This is a genomic window from Streptomyces sp. NPDC001393 (assembly GCF_053597455.1).
The window spans coordinates 51,522-70,120 of record NZ_JBSFIH010000001.1 but is presented as its reverse complement, the minus strand read 5'-3'; the positions used below and the strand labels follow the sequence as shown (position 1 = coordinate 70,120).

Genomic DNA, 18,599 nt, shown 5'->3' with positions numbered 1-18,599 from the left:
GCACAACACGCCGAAGGCGGACCATCCATCGGGATGATCCGCCTTCGACTGCTGTGGAGCTAAGGAGAATTGAACTCCTGACCTCCTGCATGCCATGCAGGCGCTCTACCAACTGAGCTATAGCCCCTTGTTTTCTTGTTTCGCCCGGTTCCCCCGGCGACGACGTAAACATTACAGGCCCGCGGGCGCAGCGCCAAATCCATTCCCACCGCGCCCCAGTTAGAAGGCAGATGTCCGTTTTGTCAGGCAGTCACGAAGGAGTAGAACCGCTTGAGTGTGCAGTGCTCTTCGAGGAGACGGCCGTAGATCGGCTCGCCCTCCAATTCCCGGTACGTCTCGATCGGGTCGCCTTTTATGATCAGCGCCCGCGCGCATTCCTCGCACCAGTACTGGTAGTCGGGATTGATCGGCTCCATGTCACGGACGATCGGCGTACCGCTCCCACACCAGTCGCACTTTCGCCTGTGTGCACCCATCGATCAGCTCCAGCTGTGGCCGCAGGCCGTGCACACGTAGGAGATTCCGCCGTTGTCGCCGAGGACTTGTGCGACGTGCGCGGAACCGCAGGAAGGGCAGCTCAGCCGGGTGGTCGTGTCCTGTATCAACGCCGCACCGAGGAGGTGGCCGACCTCCTCAAGGATGCTCGCAGGCATCGCTACTCCCTCCCGTCGGGCCGCGCCCCCTTCCGGCCGTTTGATTCTGCCACGGCCGGAGCAATACGGTCAGCGACGCCTCAGTACCAGTCCGGACACGAGCGCCGAGAACGTCGCCACGACAGTGGATACGAGCGCGGGGCCGGGAGTGACTCAACCCGGTTCGGCTTCGTGCGGTCAGCCCCCGGCCACACAGCAGAAGGCCTACAGCAGAAGATCCCGCCCCCCTGAGGGGGACGGGATCCGATCTGTGGAGCTAAGGAGAATTGAACTCCTGACCTCCTGCATGCCATGCAGGCGCTCTACCAACTGAGCTATAGCCCCTTGCGTCACGCGGCGGAGCCGCGTGGTGTCCCGCCCCGCTCGGCGGGGCGAACAAGAAGAACTTTAGCCTGTGACCTGCCAGAAAGTGAAATCCGGGGTCCGCGAGCCGCCGGACGCTCAGTCGTCGTCGATCAGTCGTCGTCGATCAGTCGTCGTCGCCGAGCACGGGCTCCGGGAGGGTGCCGGCGTTGTGCTCCAGCAGGCGCCAGCCGCGGGCGCCCTCACCGAGCACGGACCAGCAGCAGTTGGAGAGGCCGCCGAGGCTCTCCCAGTGCGCCGCCTCCAGGCCGAGCAGCCGGCCGATGGTGGTGCGGATGGTGCCGCCGTGGCTGACGACGACGAGGGTGCCGTCCTCGGGCAGCTTCTCGATGTGCCGCAGTACGACGGGTGCGGCGCGGTCGGCGACCTCGGTCTCCAGTTCGCCGCCGCCGCGGCGGACCGCCTCGCCGCGCTTCCAGGCGGCGTACTCCTCGCCGTAGCGGGCGATGATCTCCTCGTGCGTCAGCCCCTGCCAGACGCCCGCGTAGGTCTCGCGCAGGCCCTCCTCGCGGGTGATGTCGAGGCCGGTGAGGGCGGCCAGCTCGGCGGCCGTGTGCGCCGCGCGCTGCAGGTCCGAGGAGATGATCGCGTCCGGCCCCAGGGAGGCCAGCAGCCGGGCGGCGCGGCGGGCCTGGCCGATGCCGGTCTCGGTCAGCGCGACGTCCGTGCTGCCCTGGAAGCGGCGCTCGACGTTCCAGGCGGTCTGGCCGTGCCGCCACAGGATGATGCGGCGGCCGCGGTTCCTGCGGTCGGTCACCTCGCCCGTGGCGCTCATGCCCACTCCCCGCCCGGCTCCTGCTCGGCCTCGGCGGCCTGCAGCCTCGCGTGCTCCGCCGCCTTGCCGCGGGTGGCCTTGGCGTCCGCGGGCAGCTCCAGCTCGGGGCAGTCCTTCCACAGCCGCTCCAGGGCGTAGAAGACCCGCTCCTCGCTGTGCTGGACGTGCACGACGATGTCGACGTAGTCGAGCAGGATCCAGCGGGACTCCCGGTCGCCCTCGCGGCGCACCGGCTTGGCGCCGAGCTCCTGCAGCAGGCGCTCCTCGATCTCGTCGACGATGGCCCTGACCTGGCGGTCGTTCGGCGCGGAGGCGAGCAGGAAGGCGTCCGTGATCGACAGTACGTCGCTGACGTCGTAGGCGATGACGTCGTGGGCGAGCTTGTCGGCCGCCGCCTGGGCGGCGGTGTTGATGAGCTCAAGGGAACGGTCGGTGGCGGTCACTGCGTAGCTTTCGGGTCGGCGGTCACTGGACCTCAAGGGTCTCACGGACCGCCGGGCGCACCCCACGTGATTACCGTGGCACGTGGGGCGCCCGGGACCCGGTCACGAACTGGCGGGTTTGTAGTCCTGGCCGAGGACCACCGAGACGTCGGCGCCGGAGGAGACGGTCCCCTTGGCCACGGAGCCGGCGGGCAGGCCGAGGGTCTTGGCGACCTCGGTGGCGTCCGACTTGTGGGCGGCGTCCGCGTACAGCACCTTCGAGGTGGCCTGCGTCCCGGAGGCGTCGCCGCCCTCCAGGAAGGTGAAGCCGCCGTTGAGCAGCACCACGCGGGCCTTCTCCGTGTCGTCCTTCACACCGGTGGCGTTCTGCACGGAGACCCGGACCGCGGAGCCGGCGTCGGGGCTCTTGGCGGTGCCGCCGAGGATGTCCTTCACCACGCTGTCGCTGGTCCTCGCGCTCAGGGTGCCGTCGGCCTGCACGGGCAGCAGGGCGGTCCGGTAGGCGCCGCTCTTGGCGAGATCGGCGAGCTTGGCGAGGAAGGCGCCGAGGTCCTTGTCGGTGAGCGGCGGGTCGAGGATCTGCGCGAGGGTCTGCACGGTGGTCGTGGCCGACGACGGGTCGGAGGAGATCTTGCGCAGCACGCCCTGCATGACCTGGCCGAACCGCTCCAGCTGGGCGTTCGGGGACTCGCCGGCGGCGCGGTAGGTGGCGTAGGCGACGGCCATCTTGCCGCTGAGGGTCTGCTGGCTGCCCTTGTGGACGAGGGGTTCGGCGCCCTTCTTGCCGGTGTCCGGGTCGGGCACGTCGGTGTTGGTGTCGATGTCGATGTTGCCGACCAGGTCGACGAGGTTCTGCAGGTAGGGGGTGTCCAGCCGCCAGGTGCCCTGGATGCTGGTGCCGAGCACGGTGTCGAGCTGGCCGAGGGTGCCGGAGGAGCCGTCGTCGGCCACCGACTTGGCGAGGGTGGTGGTGGAGCCGTCGTCGGCGCTCAGGGCGAGGGAGTTGGGCAGCAGCACGGTGCTGCCCTGCTTGGTGGTGGTGTTGTCGACCAGCAGGGCCGTGGAGGTGCCGCCCTTGCCGGTGTTGTGCAGATGGACGACGATCACGTCGCGCTTCTGGGCGCCGACCGGCGTGGCCGCGCCGGGCTTGGAGCCGGCGGAGGACAGGCCGGGCAGCTTCCCGGCGTACCAGAGGTAGCCGACGCCGCCGACGGCGACCAGGGCGAGGACGACGACGAAGGCGATGATCCGGCTGCGGGCGCGGCGACGGGCCTCCTCGCGGCGCTCGGTGCGGTTCTCGGTGAACTTCAGCCAGTCGATGACGTCCTCGGAGTCACCGTCCGGCTCCTCGACGAACGCGAACTGCTCGGTGCGGTAGTCCCGTTCACCGTCGTCGTGCGGCCCCTCGGGCTGCGCCGGGACGTGCGGGGCCTGCCCCGGGCCGGCCTGCTGCGGGATGTGGGCGGTGTGCTCGGTGACCCGGGGCTGCTGTCCGCTGCTCGCGGCCTGCCCGTACGGGTCGTGGCCGGCGGGGTGCCGGGTGCCGGTGCCGTAGGGGTCGTACGGGGCATGGGAGCCGTAGGGGTCGTACCCGGGTGCGGGCCGGTCGGTGTCGTAGGGGGTCACCGGCTGCTGGCCGGTGGCGTACGGATCGTAGCCGTAGCCCTGCTGCTGGGCGTACGGGTCGTAGGTCGCCTGCTGAGCCTGAGGTGTCTGGTGTGCCTGCTGAGCCTGCTGTGTCGGGACCTGCCGGTACATGGGCCGGCCGTACTCGTCGTAGCCGACGATTTCGTACGGGCCGCCGCCGTAGCCTGCGTCATCCGCGTGGTATCGGTCGTTCACCGGTGCCCCTCTCGGCTCACTCGCCGCGGTACAGCTCGCGCTTGTCGATGTAGCGCACGACTCCGTCCGGCACCATGTACCAGATGGGTTCTCCCTTGGCGACTCTCGCACGGCAGTCCGTGGAGGAGATGGCGAGCGCCGGTACCTCGACGAGCGAGACGCCGCCTTCGGGCAGGCCGACATCGGTCAGGTGGTGACCGGGCCGGGTGACGCCGATGAAGTGCGCGAGGGAGAACAGTTCCTCGCTGTCCCGCCAGGTCAGCAGTTGCGCGAGAGCGTCGGCGCCGGTGATGAAGAACAGGTCCGTGTCGGGGTTGAGGGCGCGCAGGTCGCGCAGGGTGTCCACGGTGTAGGTGGGGCCGCCGCGGTCGATGTCGATGCGGCTGACGGAGAACTGCGGGTTCTCGGCGGTGGCGATGACCGTCATCAGATAGCGGTCCTCGGCCGGGGAGACCTTGCGGTGGGACTTCTGCCAGGGCTGGCCGGTGGGCACGAACACCACTTCGTCCAGCTGGAACTGCGCGGCGACCTCGCTGGCCGCCACCAGGTGCCCGTGGTGGATCGGGTCGAAGGTCCCGCCCATGACGCCGAGGCGCCGCTTGCCCGTGTGGGCGGGGCCGCCGAACGGCCGGTACTGCGGGTGCTCGACCCTGTCGTCGGCCCTCTCGTACGCCGGACCGGTAGGCATGTCCTGCTCTCCCATGCGTGCAGACCCTACCGGCCCGGTCCTGGACGTCCGGCCGGGGACGGGGTCCCCGCTCAGCGGTCGCGGTTGAAGCGGGTGGTGATCCACAGCAGGAGCAGCAGGATGGCGAGGGCGCTGCCGCCGGTGACCGCCGGGTTGAGGCTGTTGTGGTGGCCGCCCTCGGCTTCGGCGAGGGTGACCATCTGGGCTGCGGCGCTGTGAAGGCTCATCTTCGGCAGGACCTAACGCGTGTGGGCGGGATAAAGATGTCGGCTCATCGTATGCGGGCGCCCCGGCGGCGATCACGCCGACTCTGCCGTTCGGGCCGCGCGGGGAACTTGTTTGAGCTGTCAGTCGTCTTTCCGCTTGTAGCCGCTGAGCAGGAACCAGGCGGTCAGTGCACAGCCCAGGACCATCACGATCAAGACGATGCGGAGCAGATTGCCCGACCCGTGCTGTTGGACGGCGCTCGCGGCGGCCTCGGTCAGCCGGGCGGCTGCGGGATGGTGCTCCATGAGTGGACTCCTTCGGCTGTACTGCCCGTCCACGGTATCTCCGCCTAGGCTGGGCTCCGCTTCGGGGGCACAGTGGGCACTCACACGCACATGGGGGAAGACATGTCCGACGACGGCCAGCAGCACACGGGGCACGAGCGCGTGCCGAGCAGGCAGCGCAGGCGTTTCCCGGGGATCTCCTCGCGTGCCTACGAGCACCCGGCCGACCGCTCGGCCCTGGTCGCGCTGCGCAAGCTGAGCGGATTCGACACCGTCTTCAAGGCGCTCAGCGGGCTGCTGCCCGAGCGGAGCCTGAGGCTGCTGTTCCTGTCCGACTCGGTGCGCGTCTCCGAGCGGCAGTTCCAGCACCTGCACGACATGCTGCTGGACGCCTGTTACATCCTGGACCTGGAGAAGGTCCCGCCGATGTACGTCAACCAGGACCCGCAGCCGAACGCGATGTGCATCGGCCTGGACGAGCCGATCATCGTGGTCACCACGGGGCTCGTGGAGCTCCTCGACGAGGAGGAGATGCGGGCCGTCGTCGGGCACGAGGTGGGACACGCGCTGTCCGGGCACTCGGTGTACCGCACGATCCTGCTGTTCCTGACCAACCTCGCGCTGAAGGTCGCCTGGATCCCGCTGGGCAACTTCGCGATCATGGCCATCATCACGGCGCTCCGGGAGTGGTTCCGCAAGTCGGAGCTGTCCGCGGACCGGGCGGGGCTGCTGGTGGGGCAGGACGTACGGGCCTCGATGCGCGGCCTGATGAAGATCGCGGGCGGCAACCATCTGCACGAGATGAACGTGGACGCGTTCCTGGAGCAGGCCGAGGAGTACGAGTCCGGGGGCGATCTGCGCGACTCGGTGCTGAAGATCCTGAACGTGCTGCCCCGCTCGCACCCCTTCGCCACGATCCGTGCGGCCGAGCTGAAGAAGTGGGCCGAGTCCCGCGACTTCCAGCGGATCATGGACGGCCACTATCCGCGGCGCGACGAGGACAAGGACACCTCGGTCAGCGACTCCTTCCGCGAGTCGGCGGCCAGCTACGCGAGCGACGTGAAGACCTCCAAGGACCCGCTGATGAAGCTGGTCTCCGACCTCGCGGGCGGCGCGGGCGACCTGGGCGGCCGGGTCCGCCGCGGCTTCGACGGCTTCCGCAGCCCGCCCCCGGCGCAGGAGGGCCCGACGGACGCCCCTCAGGAGGGCTGACTCCGCCGCGCCACAACGGCGCTCGGCCGCACCGCCGGACCCCGCCCAGGCCAGCGCCGAAGGCGCCCGCTCACACCTTCGGCTGAGCCCCGGCGGCCAGCGTTCCGCACAGGGCCGTGGGGCTGTCGGTCTCGTAGGGGTCGGTGCCCGCAGGGGCGCCGGTGTGGGCGGTCTGGCCGGCCAGGAGGGGGCGGAAGTAGGCCGTGGAGTCCTCGGCGCAGGCGAGTGGGCCGGCCTGGACGTAGGACGTGAGCAGCTGGACCTGGTGGGCGCGCAGGTCGTCGCGGGTGAAGCGGAAGGTCAGCTCGCGGCGGACGGTGAAGAGGGACACCGGCGCGTTCGCCGCGGCGCCGGTGGGGCGCAGGGCGTAGACGAAGGTGTGGTCGGCGGTGACCTCCAGCGTGTCCGCGTCGGACTCGGTGGCCTGCAGGTCGCCCTGAACGCGGACCCGGTCGTCGGCGAGCCGGGCGCGGGAGGGGTCGAGGCGGACCAGCCAGCCGGTGGCGGCGTGCCGGCCGTCCGCCGCCGGGTGGTCGAAGCTCTGGTCGAACTGGTCGAGCTGGTCGGCGTCGAGGAGGGACCGGGCGGGGCTGACCTGGCGGCCGGTGAGCACCTCGGGGTAGAGCGCGGAGCGGACGATGTAGTCCTTGGCGGTGGTGAGCGCGGCCACCACCTGGCTGTCGGAGAAGTGAGCGGTGCTGCGGGAGGCCGGCAGGGGTATGCCCTCGGCGCCGATGTCGTACTGGGCGGCGGGGCTGTGCGCGTACAGGTACTCGGCGTCGGCGGTGCCGGGCACCCTGCCCGTCGGGGCGAGCGGGATCACCGTCATCCGCAGGGGCTCGACGGGGCGCCGGGCCTCCGGGGTGCCGTAGGGGTGGCGGATGCCCATGTAGACCGCGGTGCCGAAGGCGACGGCGATCAGCAGGACGAGGACCAGGGCCTGCCGGGTGAGTCCGCGGTGCAGGGGCGGGCGGCGGCGTACGGCGGGCGCGTGGTCGGCCATCCGCTCCTCGGCGGAGTACTCCTGGAGGCGGGCAGCGCGGACGAACGACTCGTCGAACACGACGGATCGGTACTCGTCCTCGCCACCTGCGGGGCCGCCCTCGGGTGTGCCCTCCGGTGGGTCTCCAGGCCCGCCCATACTTTCAGAGTAGGTCGCGTGGGCCTCAGGTAAACGCCCTGCTACACGACAACTTCTGACAGGTGCTCACCAAATGCGGGCGTGGGCGTTCAAGGGGAGCGCGGGATGGCCGAGGCCGCCGGCTGGGAGGTGTCGGCGGAGACGGAGGGCCCGGCGGCGCTGCCCTGTTCCAGGCCGGTCGGGGCGGGCGCGGGGACCCCGTCACGGGTGTCGGCGGAACCGCCCCGGTAGACGGCGGCGAAGGCCAGGGCGACCATGCCGATGCCCATCACGACGGCCAGCACCCAGGCCACGGGGCGGTGCCAGCGGACCGGTCTGCCGTATCCCCCGAAGTGGCGGTCGCCGAGGACGTAGGTGTCCTCCAGCTCGTCGTCGTCCGGATCTTGGCCGAAATCGGTCCCCTCGGGGCCGTAGGCGTCGTCGTAGCGCTCGCTTCGGGCGTGGGCGCGGCGGGCCTCCGCCTCGGAGGCCTCGGCTCTGGCCTGTGCGGCGGCCAGGAGGCGCTCGACGGCGGTCGGCTCATGGACCGTGGCCGCCCGTACGAAGGCCTCGTCGAAGACCACGGAGGCGAACTCTTCGTCCGACACCCCGTGGTCGTGGTCGTCGTCGGGCTCCCAGCCGTCAGGGAACGGCGTGCCCCCCACGTCCTCCGGCACGCATACAGAGTAGACCTGGGGGGTCAATTTGGGCAGACGGTATGGAAATTCGTCTGACTGATGAGACACCGTTTCGGCCGCCCCGCCCGCCCCCGGCGGCGTACGGCCGAACGGGGGGTCTCAGGGGCGCACGTGGCCGTCGCCGGTGACGATGTACTTGGTGCTGGTCAGCTCGGGCAGGCCCATCGGGCCGCGGGCGTGCAGTTTCTGGGTGGAGATGCCGATCTCGGCGCCGAAGCCGAACTGGCCGCCGTCGGTGAAGCGGGTGGAGGCGTTCACGGCAACGGTGGTGGAGTCGACCAGCTGGGTGAAGCGGCGGGCGGCCTGCTGGGAGGTGGTGACGATCGCCTCGGTGTGGCCGGAGGTCCACAGCCGGATGTGCTCGACGGCCTTGTCCAGCGAGTCCACCACCGCGGCGGCGATGTCGTACGAGAGGTACTCGGTCTCCCAGTCCTCGGCCACGGCCTCCACGACCGTCGCCTTGGAGTCCTTGGCGTAGGCCAGCACCCGCTCGTCGGCGTGCACGGTGACGCCGGCCTCGGCGAGGGCGTCGAGGGCGCGCGGCAGGAACACGGGGGCGATGTCCTGGTGGACGAGGAGGGTCTCGGCGGCGTTGCAGACGCTGACCCGCTGGGCCTTGGAGTTGATCAGGATGTCGATGGCCATGTCGATGTCGGCGTGGGCGTCGACGTAGACGTGGCAGTTGCCGGTGCCGGTCTCGATGACGGGGACGGTGGACTCGCTCACCACGGTCTGGATCAGGGAGGCGCCGCCGCGCGGGATGAGGACGTCGACCAGGCCGCGGGCGCGCATCAGCTCGCGGACGGACTCGCGGCTCTCGCCGGGCACCAGCTGGACGGCGTCGGCGGGCAGCCCGGCGCCGCCGACGGCGTCGCGGATGACGCGGACGAGGGCGGTGTTGGACTCGTAGGCGGAGGCGGAGCCGCGCAGCAGGACGGCGTTGCCTGACTTCAGGCAGAGCGCGGCGGCGTCCACGGTGACGTTCGGACGGGCCTCGTAGATGATGCCGACGACGCCGAGCGGGACGCGGACCTGGCGCAGGTCGATGCCGTTCGGGAGGGTGGAGCCGCGGACGACCTCGCCGACCGGGTCGGGCAGCTTCGCCACGTCACGGACGTCGGAGGCGATGGCGCGGACCCGCTCGGGGGTGAGGGTGAGCCGGTCGACGATGGCCTCGCTGGTGCCGTGCTCCCGGGCCTTGGCGACGTCCTTGGCGTTGGCCTCGACGATCTCGCTGGTCCGGACCTCGAGGGCGTCGGCGATGGCGAGCAGCGCGTCGTCCTTCACCGCACGCGGCAGCGGCGCGAGGTCGGCGGCGGCGGCCTTGGCCCGGTAGGCGGCCTGGGTGACCGGGGACATCGAGTCGTACGGCGAGAGCGTGGTCATGAGGGAAGGGTAGTGCGCGGGCCGGGTCGGTCACCGCTCATCCCAAACCCCGAGACAAGACCCCAGGAGGGATCAAGTGGGCTCAAGAGGCCTCAAGATATCTCAAGAGATCTCAAGAAGGATCAAAAGGGGTGGACTCCGACCGGTGTCGCGGGTGGCGGGCCGTACCCCTCGGCGATGCGCTGGTGGTAGGTCTCGCGGTCGATGACCTCCAGGCCGACGATCTCCCACGGGGGCAGTCCGGCGGTCTGCCGGTGCTCGCCCCACAGGCGCAGGGCGACGGCGGCGGCGTCGTGCAGGTCACGGGCCTCCTCCCAGTACCGGATCTCCGCATGGTCGCTCGCATAGCGGCTGGTCAGCAGGAAGGGGTGGTCGTGGGCCAGCTGTTCCAGGGCCCGGCGCAGATCCGCGAGGGGGACGTCCGGCCCGGCGACGCTGAGGGTGACGTGCCACAGCCGGGGCAGGTCCTTGGGCTCCTCGTAGGTGTCGCCGGCCGCGACGCTCGTCAGGGCACCGCGGGTGGCCACCCCAGCGCGCACTCGTCTCACGACGGCCTCCTTGACCCACCGTTCGGGAACGCCACTCGGACGTCTCTCTGAGACAAAGTTGAGCAGGACCTGTGGCACCGCGGGGCGGTTTTACGGAACGTCCCCCACCGGGAGCCGTCGCTACGTCCTGTTTTACGGGTGCAGGAGCACCAGGTCGTCCCTGTGTACGACCTCGCGTTCGTACGCCGGGCCCAGTTCCCGGGCCAGTTCGCGGGTCGAACGTCCGATCAGCCGGGGAATCTCCTTGGCGTCGAAGCTGACGAGCCCACGGGCCACCGCGCGCCCCGCCGTGTCGCGCAGTTCGACGGGGTCGCCGGCGCTGAACTCGCCCTCCACGGCGGCGATTCCGGCGGGCAGCAGCGACTTGCGCCGCTTCACGACGGCGTCCACCGCACCGTCGTCCAGGGTCAGCGCGCCCTGCGGGGTGGAGGCGTGCTGGAGCCACAGGAGCCGGTCGGCGGAGCGCTTGCCGGTGGGGTGGAAGTAGGTGCCGGTGTCGCCGCCGCCCAGGGCGTCCGCCGCGTGCACGGCGCTGGTGAGGACCACGGGGATGCCGGCGCCGGCCGCGATCCGGGCGGCCTCGACCTTGGTGACCATCCCGCCGGTGCCCACGCCGGCCCTGCCCGCGCTGCCGATCTCGACGCCCGCGAGGTCCTCCGGGCCCTTGACCTCCGCTATCCGCGAGGTGCCGGGCTTGCTGGGGTCACCGTCGTAGACGCCGTCGATGTCGGAGAGGAGGACGAGCAGGTCGGCGTGGACGAGGTGGGCGACGAGGGCGGCCAGGCGGTCGTTGTCACCGAAGCGGATCTCGTCCGTGGCGACCGTGTCGTTCTCGTTGACGATCGGGAAGGCGCCCATCGCCAGGAGCTTGTCGAGGGTGCGGGAGGCGTTGCGGTGGTGGGCGCGGCGGCTCATGTCGTCGGAGGTGAGCAGGACTTGGCCGACGCGGACGCCGTAGCGGGCGAAGGAGGCGGTGTAGCGGGCGACGAGCAGGCCCTGGCCGACGCTGGCGGCGGCCTGCTGCCGGGCGAGGTCCTTGGGGCGGCGGCGCAGGCCGAGCGGGGCGAGCCCGGCGGCGATCGCTCCGGAGGAGACGAGGACGATCTCGCGCTCTCCCCCGCTGCGGATCTTGGCCAGCACATCGACCAGCGCGTCGACGCGGTCGGCGTCCAGGCCGCCGGCGGCGGTGGTCAGCGACGAGGAGCCCACCTTGACGACGATCCTGCGGGCCTCGCCCACGGCCTGCCTTGCCCTTGCCACCTTGTCCTCAGTTTCTCGCGCGGTTTGGCTGCCTGTGCCGCAATCTACGCGAAGTGGATCGCCTCGCGCCCGCCGGTCCAGCGTCCGGACAGGCTCTGGGCAGCCGTTCACTCACGATGTGAGTACGGCAAAAAGGTTGTGAGCCGGCCCGCTCACACAAGGCGCAGGGCACGGCCACCACACCCGCCGCCTCCGTCTACCGACGCACCCGCCGCGTGATGGGCCGGTCCCGGGATCGCTCCCGGGACCGGCCCACGCCGACGGTGGGGTGTCAGCCCGCGTTCACACCGTCCTGGTCGTCGGCGGACGCCATCCGCTGACCCGGCACCCCATTGCTCAGCTCGGTGGGGCCCGTGCCCCCGGCGCTCAGCCGGGACTGCTGGCCGACGTTGCGCACCTCGGCCTTGAGGGCCAGGTCGGCCACCGCCGTGTTGAACCGGTCGATGGACTTCGGCTCGTCCGGGCCCAGCAGATAGCGCTTGAGCTCCTTGCGGGCGTCCATCAGCGGATCGGCGGACGGGTCGCGCACGGCGTCCAGCAGGCCGCCCAGCTCACCCGCGTCATTGGACAGGATCACCGCGGCGCGCACGGCCGTGTTCTGCCGCTTGAACTCCTCGTGACCGAGCTCGCCGGAGTCGGTGACCGCGTACGGCTTGCCGCTCGCGATGAAGTCGGAGACCACGGAGGAGATGTCCGAGACCATCGCGTCGGAGACGTTGAAGCAGTCGTACAGGCGCGGCTCGGCGCCGGTGATGACGCGGTGCTCGTACGACGGGAAGGAGCGCCAGTAGGCGGTGTTCCACTCGGCGCGCAGCCGGGCGATCTCCGCGTGCCGCGCCACGTCGACGACGCCGTCGCGGGTGGCCTCGGCCTCGTCCCCCTTGTCGCCGCCGGCGCCGGTCAGCTCGGCGAGCCGGGCCTCGATCCGCGCCAGCTCGGCCTTGGCCCGGGCCATCGCCCTGCCGTCGGCGGTGAAGCGGGAGTCGGCGGCCCGTTCGGCGGCGGCCTTCTCCACCAGGGCGGTGATCCGCCTGTGCGCGGCGCCGGCCTCCTTGCTGACCGTGCCGGTGAACGGGTGCGGCTTGTACAGGACGCGGACCGGCGGGTCGGCCGTGACCAGCTTCTTCACGATGGTCTCGCCGGCGAGCACGATCGAGGTGTTGCCCGGGTTGCCGTCCCAGCCCTCCCAGGTCGGCGCGTAGAGAACCGTCGGGCAGTGTCCGTCGGCGGCTCCGTCGCGGGGGCCGTCGGGCACGCCCTGCCAGGTCTGGATGGGCGCGAGCTGCGGGCGGCCGACCTCCACGATGTCGTCGTCGCGGACGCCCACATCGGCGATGGCGTAGCGGTCACGGCCGGCGCGGCCGGCGGTCCACACCTCGTCGTAGACCTTGCTGTACGGGTTGACGCTGGCGAGCTTGTCGCTGTCGCCGTGGCCGATGAAGACGTGCTTCATGGTGGGCACGCGCAGCATGTGGATGTTCTTGCCGACGTTCGCGGCGTACAGGGCCACGCGCACGGTCGACAGGTCCATGTTCATCAGGTGCACCCCTCCGGGCACGCAGATGACGGGGGCCGTGGTCGGCGCGAGGTTGTTCAGGATGGCGCGCTCGCGGAGGATGACCAGCGGCCGGGACTCCAGTTGCTCCATCGTCTCCAGCCACATGTTGACCTGGTACGCGGAGTCCTTGGAGCCGGAGAAGTACAGGACCGTCTCCGGCTTGTGGTCGGCCAGCCAGTCGTCGACGGCGGCGAGGACGACGTCGGCCTTCGGCGGGATCTTCCGGCCGCGCACGTACGGCATCAGCACGAGCACGTACAGCACGCCGAGGGCGACGGTGAGGCCGATGCCGGCGAAGCCCGGGGCGGCCGGGGAGTCCTGCCCGGCGGAGATCATGATGCCGGTCATCGCGAAGACGTCCAGGTGGAGCATCTTCTCCGCGCTGCGATGCAGCAGCCGGCGCGGCGGGGCGTCCGGGATGCGGATGCGGGACTTCAGGTCGACGTTGCGGGTGGCGACCGGCATCCGGCGGCGGTTGCGGATGAGGGTGACCAGCGCGCCGTGCGGGGCCTGGAGGCCGTAGAACGCGATGAAGCAGGCGACGGCGCCGTAGAAGATCAGGTCGTCCGCGTGCGACAGGCGGGCCAGCAGCAGGATCAGCAGCAGCTGCCGGATCAGGAAGCGGATCGACAGACCCGCCCGGATCTTGCTGAGGCGGTTGATCAGGTAGCTGCTCTTGCGGTGCAGATAGTGGTCCGCCAGATACGTCACGGCGGCCAGGGCCGCGAAGGCGGGGACGCTGGGGGCGAGCGCGGCCAGCATGAGCGCCGGGAAGCCCAGGATCATGAGGGCCGCCGCGGCCAGCTCGGCCGCGCTGCCCACCCGGGCGACGCGAATAGCGGTGGATATCACGGAGAAACCTGCTCTGGGAGGGAGTGCCGGTTCGCAGAAGTTGTGAGATTCGCAGAAGTTGTGAGAGATGTAAGAGATGTACGGATTCAGGCCTCTGCTAACGCCCGGTGAATGGACGACAACAGAGGCCTGAAATCCCTAAGAAGCTTAAGAATCTATTGACGAATTATTACATGCCGTCCTGACGGTCCAGCACGCCGGCCAGCGCCTGTTCGAAGCCGGAGGCCTGGGCCGCGCCCGCCGTCGGGTCCTGCTGACGGACGTCGATCACATGACCGGTCAGCTCGGACAGCAGCACGTCCAGGGAGGTACGGGCCACCGCCTCGGAGGAGAGCAGCGAGCCCGCGGGCTCCTGGCCGAAGGCCTTGGTGCGCATCGGGGTGGCGGTGCGCTCGGGGTTGATGCAGTTGACGCGGATGCCGTCGCCGGCCCACTCGTCGGACAGCGCCTGAGTGAGGTTCACCATGGCGGCCTTGGTGGAGGAGTACAGGGAGTACTCGGCACGGCCGCGGGTGTAGCTGCTGGAGGTGTACAGCAGCAACTGGCCCCCCGTCTCGGCGAGGTACTTGTAGCTGGAACGGGCGATCTGCACCGGGGCCAGGTAGTTGACCTTCAGCGCCTCCTCGATGGTGGCGTTGTCGGTCTCGGCGAGCCTGCCGATGCGCAGCACACCCGCGGTGTTGACGACGTGGTCGATCCGGCCGGTCTCCGCGTACGCCTTGGACAGCGCGTCGTCGACCTCCTCCGGGTTCTCCACGTGGGTACCGGTGGTGGAGCGGCCCAGCGCGTAGACGTTCGCGCCGTAGGACTCGGCGAGTTCGGCGATGTCCTTGCCGATGCCGTAGGAACCGCCGAAGACGACGAGCGTCTTGCCGGTGAGGAGTTCGCGGTAGGCGTCCTCGCCGACCTGCTCGGGCGCGGCGGTGGAGGCGAGCTGGAACAGCTTGTCCGCGAGGAAGACGTCGACCGGCTGCGTCACCTTCATGTTGTACTCGTCACCCGCGACGACGTGGATCGGCACGTCCGGAAGGTACTTGAGCACGACGGAGCAGTCGTCCGTGGCCTGGAAGTTGGGGTCACCGGCGGCGACCTCGTAGGCGCGGCGGATCGTGGACAGCTTGAAGGCCTGCGGGGTCTGGCCGCGGCGCAGCCGGGAGCGGTCCGGGATCTCGGTGATGAACTCGCCGTCCTCGCCGTGCGTGCGCGTGACGATGATGGTGTCCGCGGACGGAATGGCGACGTCCACGGCCTGGTAACGCTCCAGCGCGGCCACGCAGTCGTCGATGACGCGCCGCGAGAGCAGGGGGCGTACGGCGTCGTGGAAGAGCACGTTGAGGTCCTCGCCCTCGGCAAGTCCCTCGCCCAGCGCGGAGATGGCGCGCTCGGTGGTCTCGTTCCGCGTCGAGCCGCCCTCGACGATCTTCCTCACCTTGGTGAAGCCGGCCTTGGCGACGATCTTCTCGACGTCCGGGACGTAGCCCGGCGCCATCAGCACGATGACGTCGTCGATCGTGTCGGCCTTCTCGAAGGTGGTCAGGGTGTGCTCGATGACTGCCTTGCCGGCGATCTTCAGCAGCTGCTTGGGGATCGACAGACCCACCCGCTGACCGGTACCACCGGCCAGGATCACTGCGGTGGTACGGGGCTTGGCTATGCGCTGGGACACAGATGACCTACCTAGGGGCGACAGGGAACTGCGAAATGGTCGCACTTTAGGTAAGGAAAGTGCAAGGCGAGCGACATCCCATGCATATCTGAGCGCAACCTGTCATTCACCTTGTACTCGTCGTGATTGAGGCCGGAACCTCTCGAACACCCATGAATTTGCTGTGAGTGAGTCCACAGGTTCGCCACAGGTTCACGCGGACAAGGTTCGGCGCCGCCCGAGCCGCATAAGGCGGCGATGCCCGAGCACCCGGGACGAGTTCCTTCGACGACGTCTGGCGCACGGTGTCCGGACACAGGCCGCTCCGGCCGCGGCCTCCAGGGCGAGAAAGGGCTCGTTACAACCGGTTTCCGGCTTCTCGGCAACGGCGGACTGCAGGGCCGGATCGCCGAGGACCCGCACGCCCAGCTGGGTCACGGTCGCGCATGCCGCCTCCACCGCCCGGCGCGGAGTCACGATCTTCACGTCTCCGGATGGGGACGGGCACGCGTTCTCCATATGGAACACGGCATTACCGCGGACAAGTCGGAAATACAGCTCGTCCGGCAGTCCATTACCGCGGAATTCGACATCAAGATTGCGCAGCATTTCGGTCTCGGCGAGGGTAAGAAACCGATTAGACCGCGCATGCACTTCCCAGGCTCGGCGGCTCACACGCCCCGCACGCCGGGCTCGTGGGGGCGGATGTGGAAGAGGTGGCAGCGGCGGTGGGCGTCGTAGTACCAGAGCTTGCCCTCGCCGGGCAGCAGATCGGTCTCGGCCATCGGTCAGAACCGAAAAAGTGCGGCGTGGCGAGGCTCAAGTGCCTCGCCACGCCGCACGGTTGGGCTCGCGTCCCTACTCGAAGGGGTCGAAGTCGTCGTACTCCCGCAGCGCTTCGTCCCGCTCGGCCTGCCTGTCACGGCGGCGCTGCGCCGCGGGCCGGGCCTCGTCGAAGCGGTGGTCCTCGCCGCGGCGGCCCAGCATCTCCGCGCCGGCCATGACCGTGGGCTCCCAGTCGAAGACGACCGCGTTCTCCTCGGGTCCGATGGCGACGCCGTCGCCGGACCGGGCGCCCGCCTTCATCAACTCCTCCTCCACACCGAGGCGGTTGAGGCGGTCGGCGAGATAGCCGACGGCCTCGTCGTTGTTGAAGTCGGTCTGGCGGACCCAGCGCTCGGGCTTCTCGCCGCGCACCCGGAACAGCGGCTCGCCGCCGACCTCCTCGCGGGTGACGGTGAACCCGGTGTCGTCCACGGCCTTGGGCCGGATGACGATCCGGGTCGCCTCCTCCTTGGGCTTGGCGGCGCGCGCCCTGGCCACCAGGTCACCGAGCGCGAAGGACAGTTCCCTCAGCCCGATGTGGGCGACGGCCGACACCTCGAAGACGCGGTAGCCGCGGGCCTCCAGGTCGGGCCGGACCATCTCGGCGAGGTCCTTGCCGTCGGGCACGTCGACCTTGTTCAGGACGACGATCCGGGGCCGGCTGTCCAGGCCGCCGTACTCCCGCAGCTCGGCCTCGATGACGTCCAGGTCGGAGACGGGGTCGCGGTCGGACTCCAGGGTCGCGGTGTCCAGCACGTGCACCAGGACGCTGCACCGCTCCACGTGCCGCAGGAACTCCAGGCCCAGTCCCCTGCCCTGGCTGGCGCCCGGGATCAGACCCGGCACGTCGGCGATGGTGTAGACGGTCGAACCGGCGGTGACGACACCGAGGTTCGGCACGAGCGTCGTGAAGGGGTAGTCGGCGATCTTCGGCTTGGCGGCGCTGAGCACGGAGATCAGCGAGGACTTGCCGGCGCTCGGGTAGCCGACCAGCGCCACGTCGGCGACGGTCTTCAGCTCCAGGACGATGTCGTGCAGGTCGCCGGGCTCGCCGAGCAGCGCGAAGCCGGGCGCCTTGCGGCGGGCGGACGCCAGCGCCGCGTTGCCGAGCCCGCCGCGGCCGCCCTGCGCGGCGATGTACGACGTCCCATGGCCGACCAGGTCGGCGAGGACGTTGCCCGCCTTGTCCAGTACGACCGTGCCGTCCGGCACCGCCAGGACCAGGTCCTGGCCGTCCTTGCCGGAGCGGTTGCCGCCCTCGCCGGGCTTGCCGTTGGTGGCCTTGCGGTGCGGGGAGTGGTGGTACTCGAGCAGCGTGGTGACCGACTGGTCGACGGTCAGGATCACGTCACCGCCGCGGCCGCCGTTGCCGCCGTCCGGGCCGCCGAGCGGCTTGAACTTCTCGCGGTGTACGGAGGCACAGCCGTGACCTCCGTTACCCGCGGCGACATGCAGCTCGACGCGGTCCACGAAGGTGGTCATGGTTCAGTGCCTCCAGAGAAATACGGTTTGTCCTTGTTCAACACGCGAAAGGCGGACCCGCCTTCCCGACCGGGAAGTGAGGTCCGCCTCGCGAAACGTTCGGTCTACGCCTTGGTTCAGGCGACCGGAACGACGTTCACGACCTTGCGGCCGCGGTGGGTACCGAACTCCACCGCACCGGCCTGCAGGGCGAACAGCGTGTCGTCGCCGCCACGGCCGACACCGGCGCCGGGGTGGAAGTGGGTGCCGCGCTGGCGGACCAGGATCTCACCCGCGTTGACGACCTGACCGCCGAAGCGCTTCACGCCGAGCCGCTGGGCGTTCGAGTCGCGACCGTTCCGGGTGGACGATGCGCCCTTCTTGTGTGCCATCTCTCCTCAGTCCCTTACTTCGCAGCCGTGGGGATCGACGTGACCTTGATCGCCGTGTACTGCTGGCGGTGGCCCTGCCGACGGCGGTAGCCGGTCTTGTTCTTGTAGCGCAGAATGTCGATCTTCTGGCCCTTGTGGTGGTCCACGACCTCGGCCTGGACCTTGATGCCGGCCAGCACCCACGGGTCGCTGGTCACAGCGTCGCCGTCGACAACGAGCAGGGTCGAGAGCTCGACCGTGTCGCCAACCTTGGCAGTGGAAATCTTGTCAACCTCAACGATGTCGCCGACAGCAACCTTGTGCTGGCGACCACCGCTGCGCACGATGGCGTACACGCGGATCTCTCTTTCGCTCGTCAGAACCGGCACCCCCGCAGGCCAGCCGCCC

The 18,599-nt window shown here is 70.0% G+C and carries 20 protein-coding genes and 2 tRNA genes; 1 reads left to right on the top strand and 21 read right to left on the bottom strand.

Annotation, left to right across the window (positions count from 1 at the left end; all coding sequences use genetic code 11):
- Positions 1-54: 54 nt before the first annotated feature.
- From ACWC2T_RS00310 to ACWC2T_RS00265, 10 genes are all read right to left on the bottom strand, one after another.
- Positions 55-127 (bottom strand) — tRNA-Ala (locus ACWC2T_RS00310).
- Positions 128-242: 115 nt separating this feature from the next.
- Positions 243-476 (bottom strand): hypothetical protein, encoded by a 234-nt coding sequence (locus ACWC2T_RS00305; protein ID WP_006136074.1) that lies wholly within the window; start codon positions 474-476, stop codon positions 243-245.
- Positions 477-479: 3 nt separating this feature from the next.
- On the bottom strand, positions 480-653 hold the full coding sequence (locus tag ACWC2T_RS00300) for a hypothetical protein (protein WP_330340009.1): 174 nt from the start codon (positions 651-653) through the stop codon (positions 480-482).
- A 251-nt stretch (positions 654-904) separates the two neighbouring features.
- Positions 905-977: transfer RNA gene (locus ACWC2T_RS00295), tRNA-Ala, on the bottom strand.
- 145 nt (positions 978-1,122) lie between these two features.
- Positions 1,123-1,791 carry a histidine phosphatase family protein gene (locus tag ACWC2T_RS00290; protein ID WP_450668214.1) on the bottom strand — a complete coding sequence of 223 codons (669 nt, stop codon included), beginning with the start codon at positions 1,789-1,791 and terminating at the stop codon, positions 1,123-1,125.
- Positions 1,788-2,234 carry a ribosome silencing factor gene (gene rsfS, locus ACWC2T_RS00285; RefSeq protein ID WP_450668213.1) on the bottom strand — a complete coding sequence of 149 codons (447 nt, stop codon included), beginning with the start codon at positions 2,232-2,234 and terminating at the stop codon, positions 1,788-1,790. Before rsfS ends, ACWC2T_RS00290 begins: the two co-directional genes overlap by 4 nt.
- Positions 2,235-2,336: 102 nt before the next feature.
- The gene (locus ACWC2T_RS00280) at positions 2,337-4,076 is read right to left on the bottom strand and encodes an LCP family protein (protein ID WP_450668212.1); all 1,740 of its coding nucleotides are present in this window, start codon (positions 4,074-4,076) and stop codon (positions 2,337-2,339) included.
- 16 nt (positions 4,077-4,092) lie between these two features.
- Complete coding sequence (nadD, locus tag ACWC2T_RS00275) at positions 4,093-4,779, bottom strand: nicotinate-nucleotide adenylyltransferase (RefSeq protein WP_450668211.1); 687 nt, start codon at positions 4,777-4,779, stop codon at positions 4,093-4,095.
- Positions 4,780-4,835: 56 nt separating this feature from the next.
- A complete protein-coding gene (locus tag ACWC2T_RS00270) occupies positions 4,836-4,991 on the bottom strand; it encodes a hypothetical protein (protein ID WP_388759543.1) in 156 nt (51 codons plus the stop codon).
- Between the two features lie 120 nt (positions 4,992-5,111).
- On the bottom strand, positions 5,112-5,276 hold the full coding sequence (locus tag ACWC2T_RS00265; protein ID WP_388759541.1) for a hypothetical protein: 165 nt from the start codon (positions 5,274-5,276) through the stop codon (positions 5,112-5,114).
- A 102-nt stretch (positions 5,277-5,378) separates the two neighbouring features.
- Here ACWC2T_RS00265 and ACWC2T_RS00260 point away from each other — a divergent pair, with 102 nt between their 5' ends.
- Positions 5,379-6,467, top strand: coding sequence for a M48 family metallopeptidase (locus tag ACWC2T_RS00260; protein WP_450668210.1), 1,089 nt, complete (start codon positions 5,379-5,381; stop codon positions 6,465-6,467).
- Positions 6,468-6,537: 70 nt separating this feature from the next.
- On the opposite strand, the gene ACWC2T_RS00255 is transcribed toward ACWC2T_RS00260, so the two are convergent.
- From ACWC2T_RS00255 to rplU, 11 genes are all read right to left on the bottom strand, one after another.
- On the bottom strand, positions 6,538-7,608 hold the full coding sequence (locus tag ACWC2T_RS00255; RefSeq protein ID WP_450668209.1) for an SCO2583 family membrane protein: 1,071 nt from the start codon (positions 7,606-7,608) through the stop codon (positions 6,538-6,540).
- Between the two features lie 89 nt (positions 7,609-7,697).
- Positions 7,698-8,264: an SCO2584 family spore wall biosynthesis protein gene (locus tag ACWC2T_RS00250; RefSeq protein WP_450668208.1), complete on the bottom strand. Its 567-nt coding sequence runs from the start codon at positions 8,262-8,264 to the stop codon at positions 7,698-7,700.
- 120 nt (positions 8,265-8,384) lie between these two features.
- A complete protein-coding gene (locus tag ACWC2T_RS00245; protein WP_450668207.1) occupies positions 8,385-9,671 on the bottom strand; it encodes a glutamate-5-semialdehyde dehydrogenase in 1,287 nt (428 codons plus the stop codon).
- Between the two features lie 122 nt (positions 9,672-9,793).
- Positions 9,794-10,219, bottom strand: coding sequence for a hypothetical protein (locus tag ACWC2T_RS00240; protein WP_351202993.1), 426 nt, complete (start codon positions 10,217-10,219; stop codon positions 9,794-9,796).
- A gap of 132 nt (positions 10,220-10,351) precedes the next feature.
- Positions 10,352-11,458, bottom strand: a complete 1,107-nt coding sequence (proB, locus tag ACWC2T_RS00235; protein ID WP_450668695.1) for a glutamate 5-kinase — start codon at positions 11,456-11,458, stop codon at positions 10,352-10,354.
- Positions 11,459-11,750: 292 nt separating this feature from the next.
- Positions 11,751-13,859 (bottom strand): hypothetical protein, encoded by a 2,109-nt coding sequence (locus ACWC2T_RS00230; protein WP_450668694.1) that lies wholly within the window; start codon positions 13,857-13,859, stop codon positions 11,751-11,753.
- Positions 13,860-14,058: 199 nt separating this feature from the next.
- Positions 14,059-15,555: an SDR family NAD(P)-dependent oxidoreductase gene (locus tag ACWC2T_RS00225; RefSeq protein ID WP_450668206.1), complete on the bottom strand. Its 1,497-nt coding sequence runs from the start codon at positions 15,553-15,555 to the stop codon at positions 14,059-14,061.
- A 192-nt stretch (positions 15,556-15,747) separates the two neighbouring features.
- Positions 15,748-16,143 carry a hypothetical protein gene (locus ACWC2T_RS00220; RefSeq protein ID WP_450668205.1) on the bottom strand — a complete coding sequence of 132 codons (396 nt, stop codon included), beginning with the start codon at positions 16,141-16,143 and terminating at the stop codon, positions 15,748-15,750.
- A gap of 249 nt (positions 16,144-16,392) precedes the next feature.
- Positions 16,393-17,841, bottom strand: coding sequence for a GTPase ObgE (gene obgE, locus ACWC2T_RS00215; protein ID WP_450668204.1), 1,449 nt, complete (start codon positions 17,839-17,841; stop codon positions 16,393-16,395).
- Positions 17,842-17,957: 116 nt separating this feature from the next.
- A complete protein-coding gene (gene rpmA, locus ACWC2T_RS00210; RefSeq protein ID WP_055703572.1) occupies positions 17,958-18,212 on the bottom strand; it encodes a 50S ribosomal protein L27 in 255 nt (84 codons plus the stop codon).
- A 14-nt stretch (positions 18,213-18,226) separates the two neighbouring features.
- Positions 18,227-18,547 (bottom strand): 50S ribosomal protein L21, encoded by a 321-nt coding sequence (gene rplU / locus ACWC2T_RS00205; protein ID WP_009188585.1) that lies wholly within the window; start codon positions 18,545-18,547, stop codon positions 18,227-18,229.
- Between the last annotated feature and the right edge of the window lie 52 nt (positions 18,548-18,599).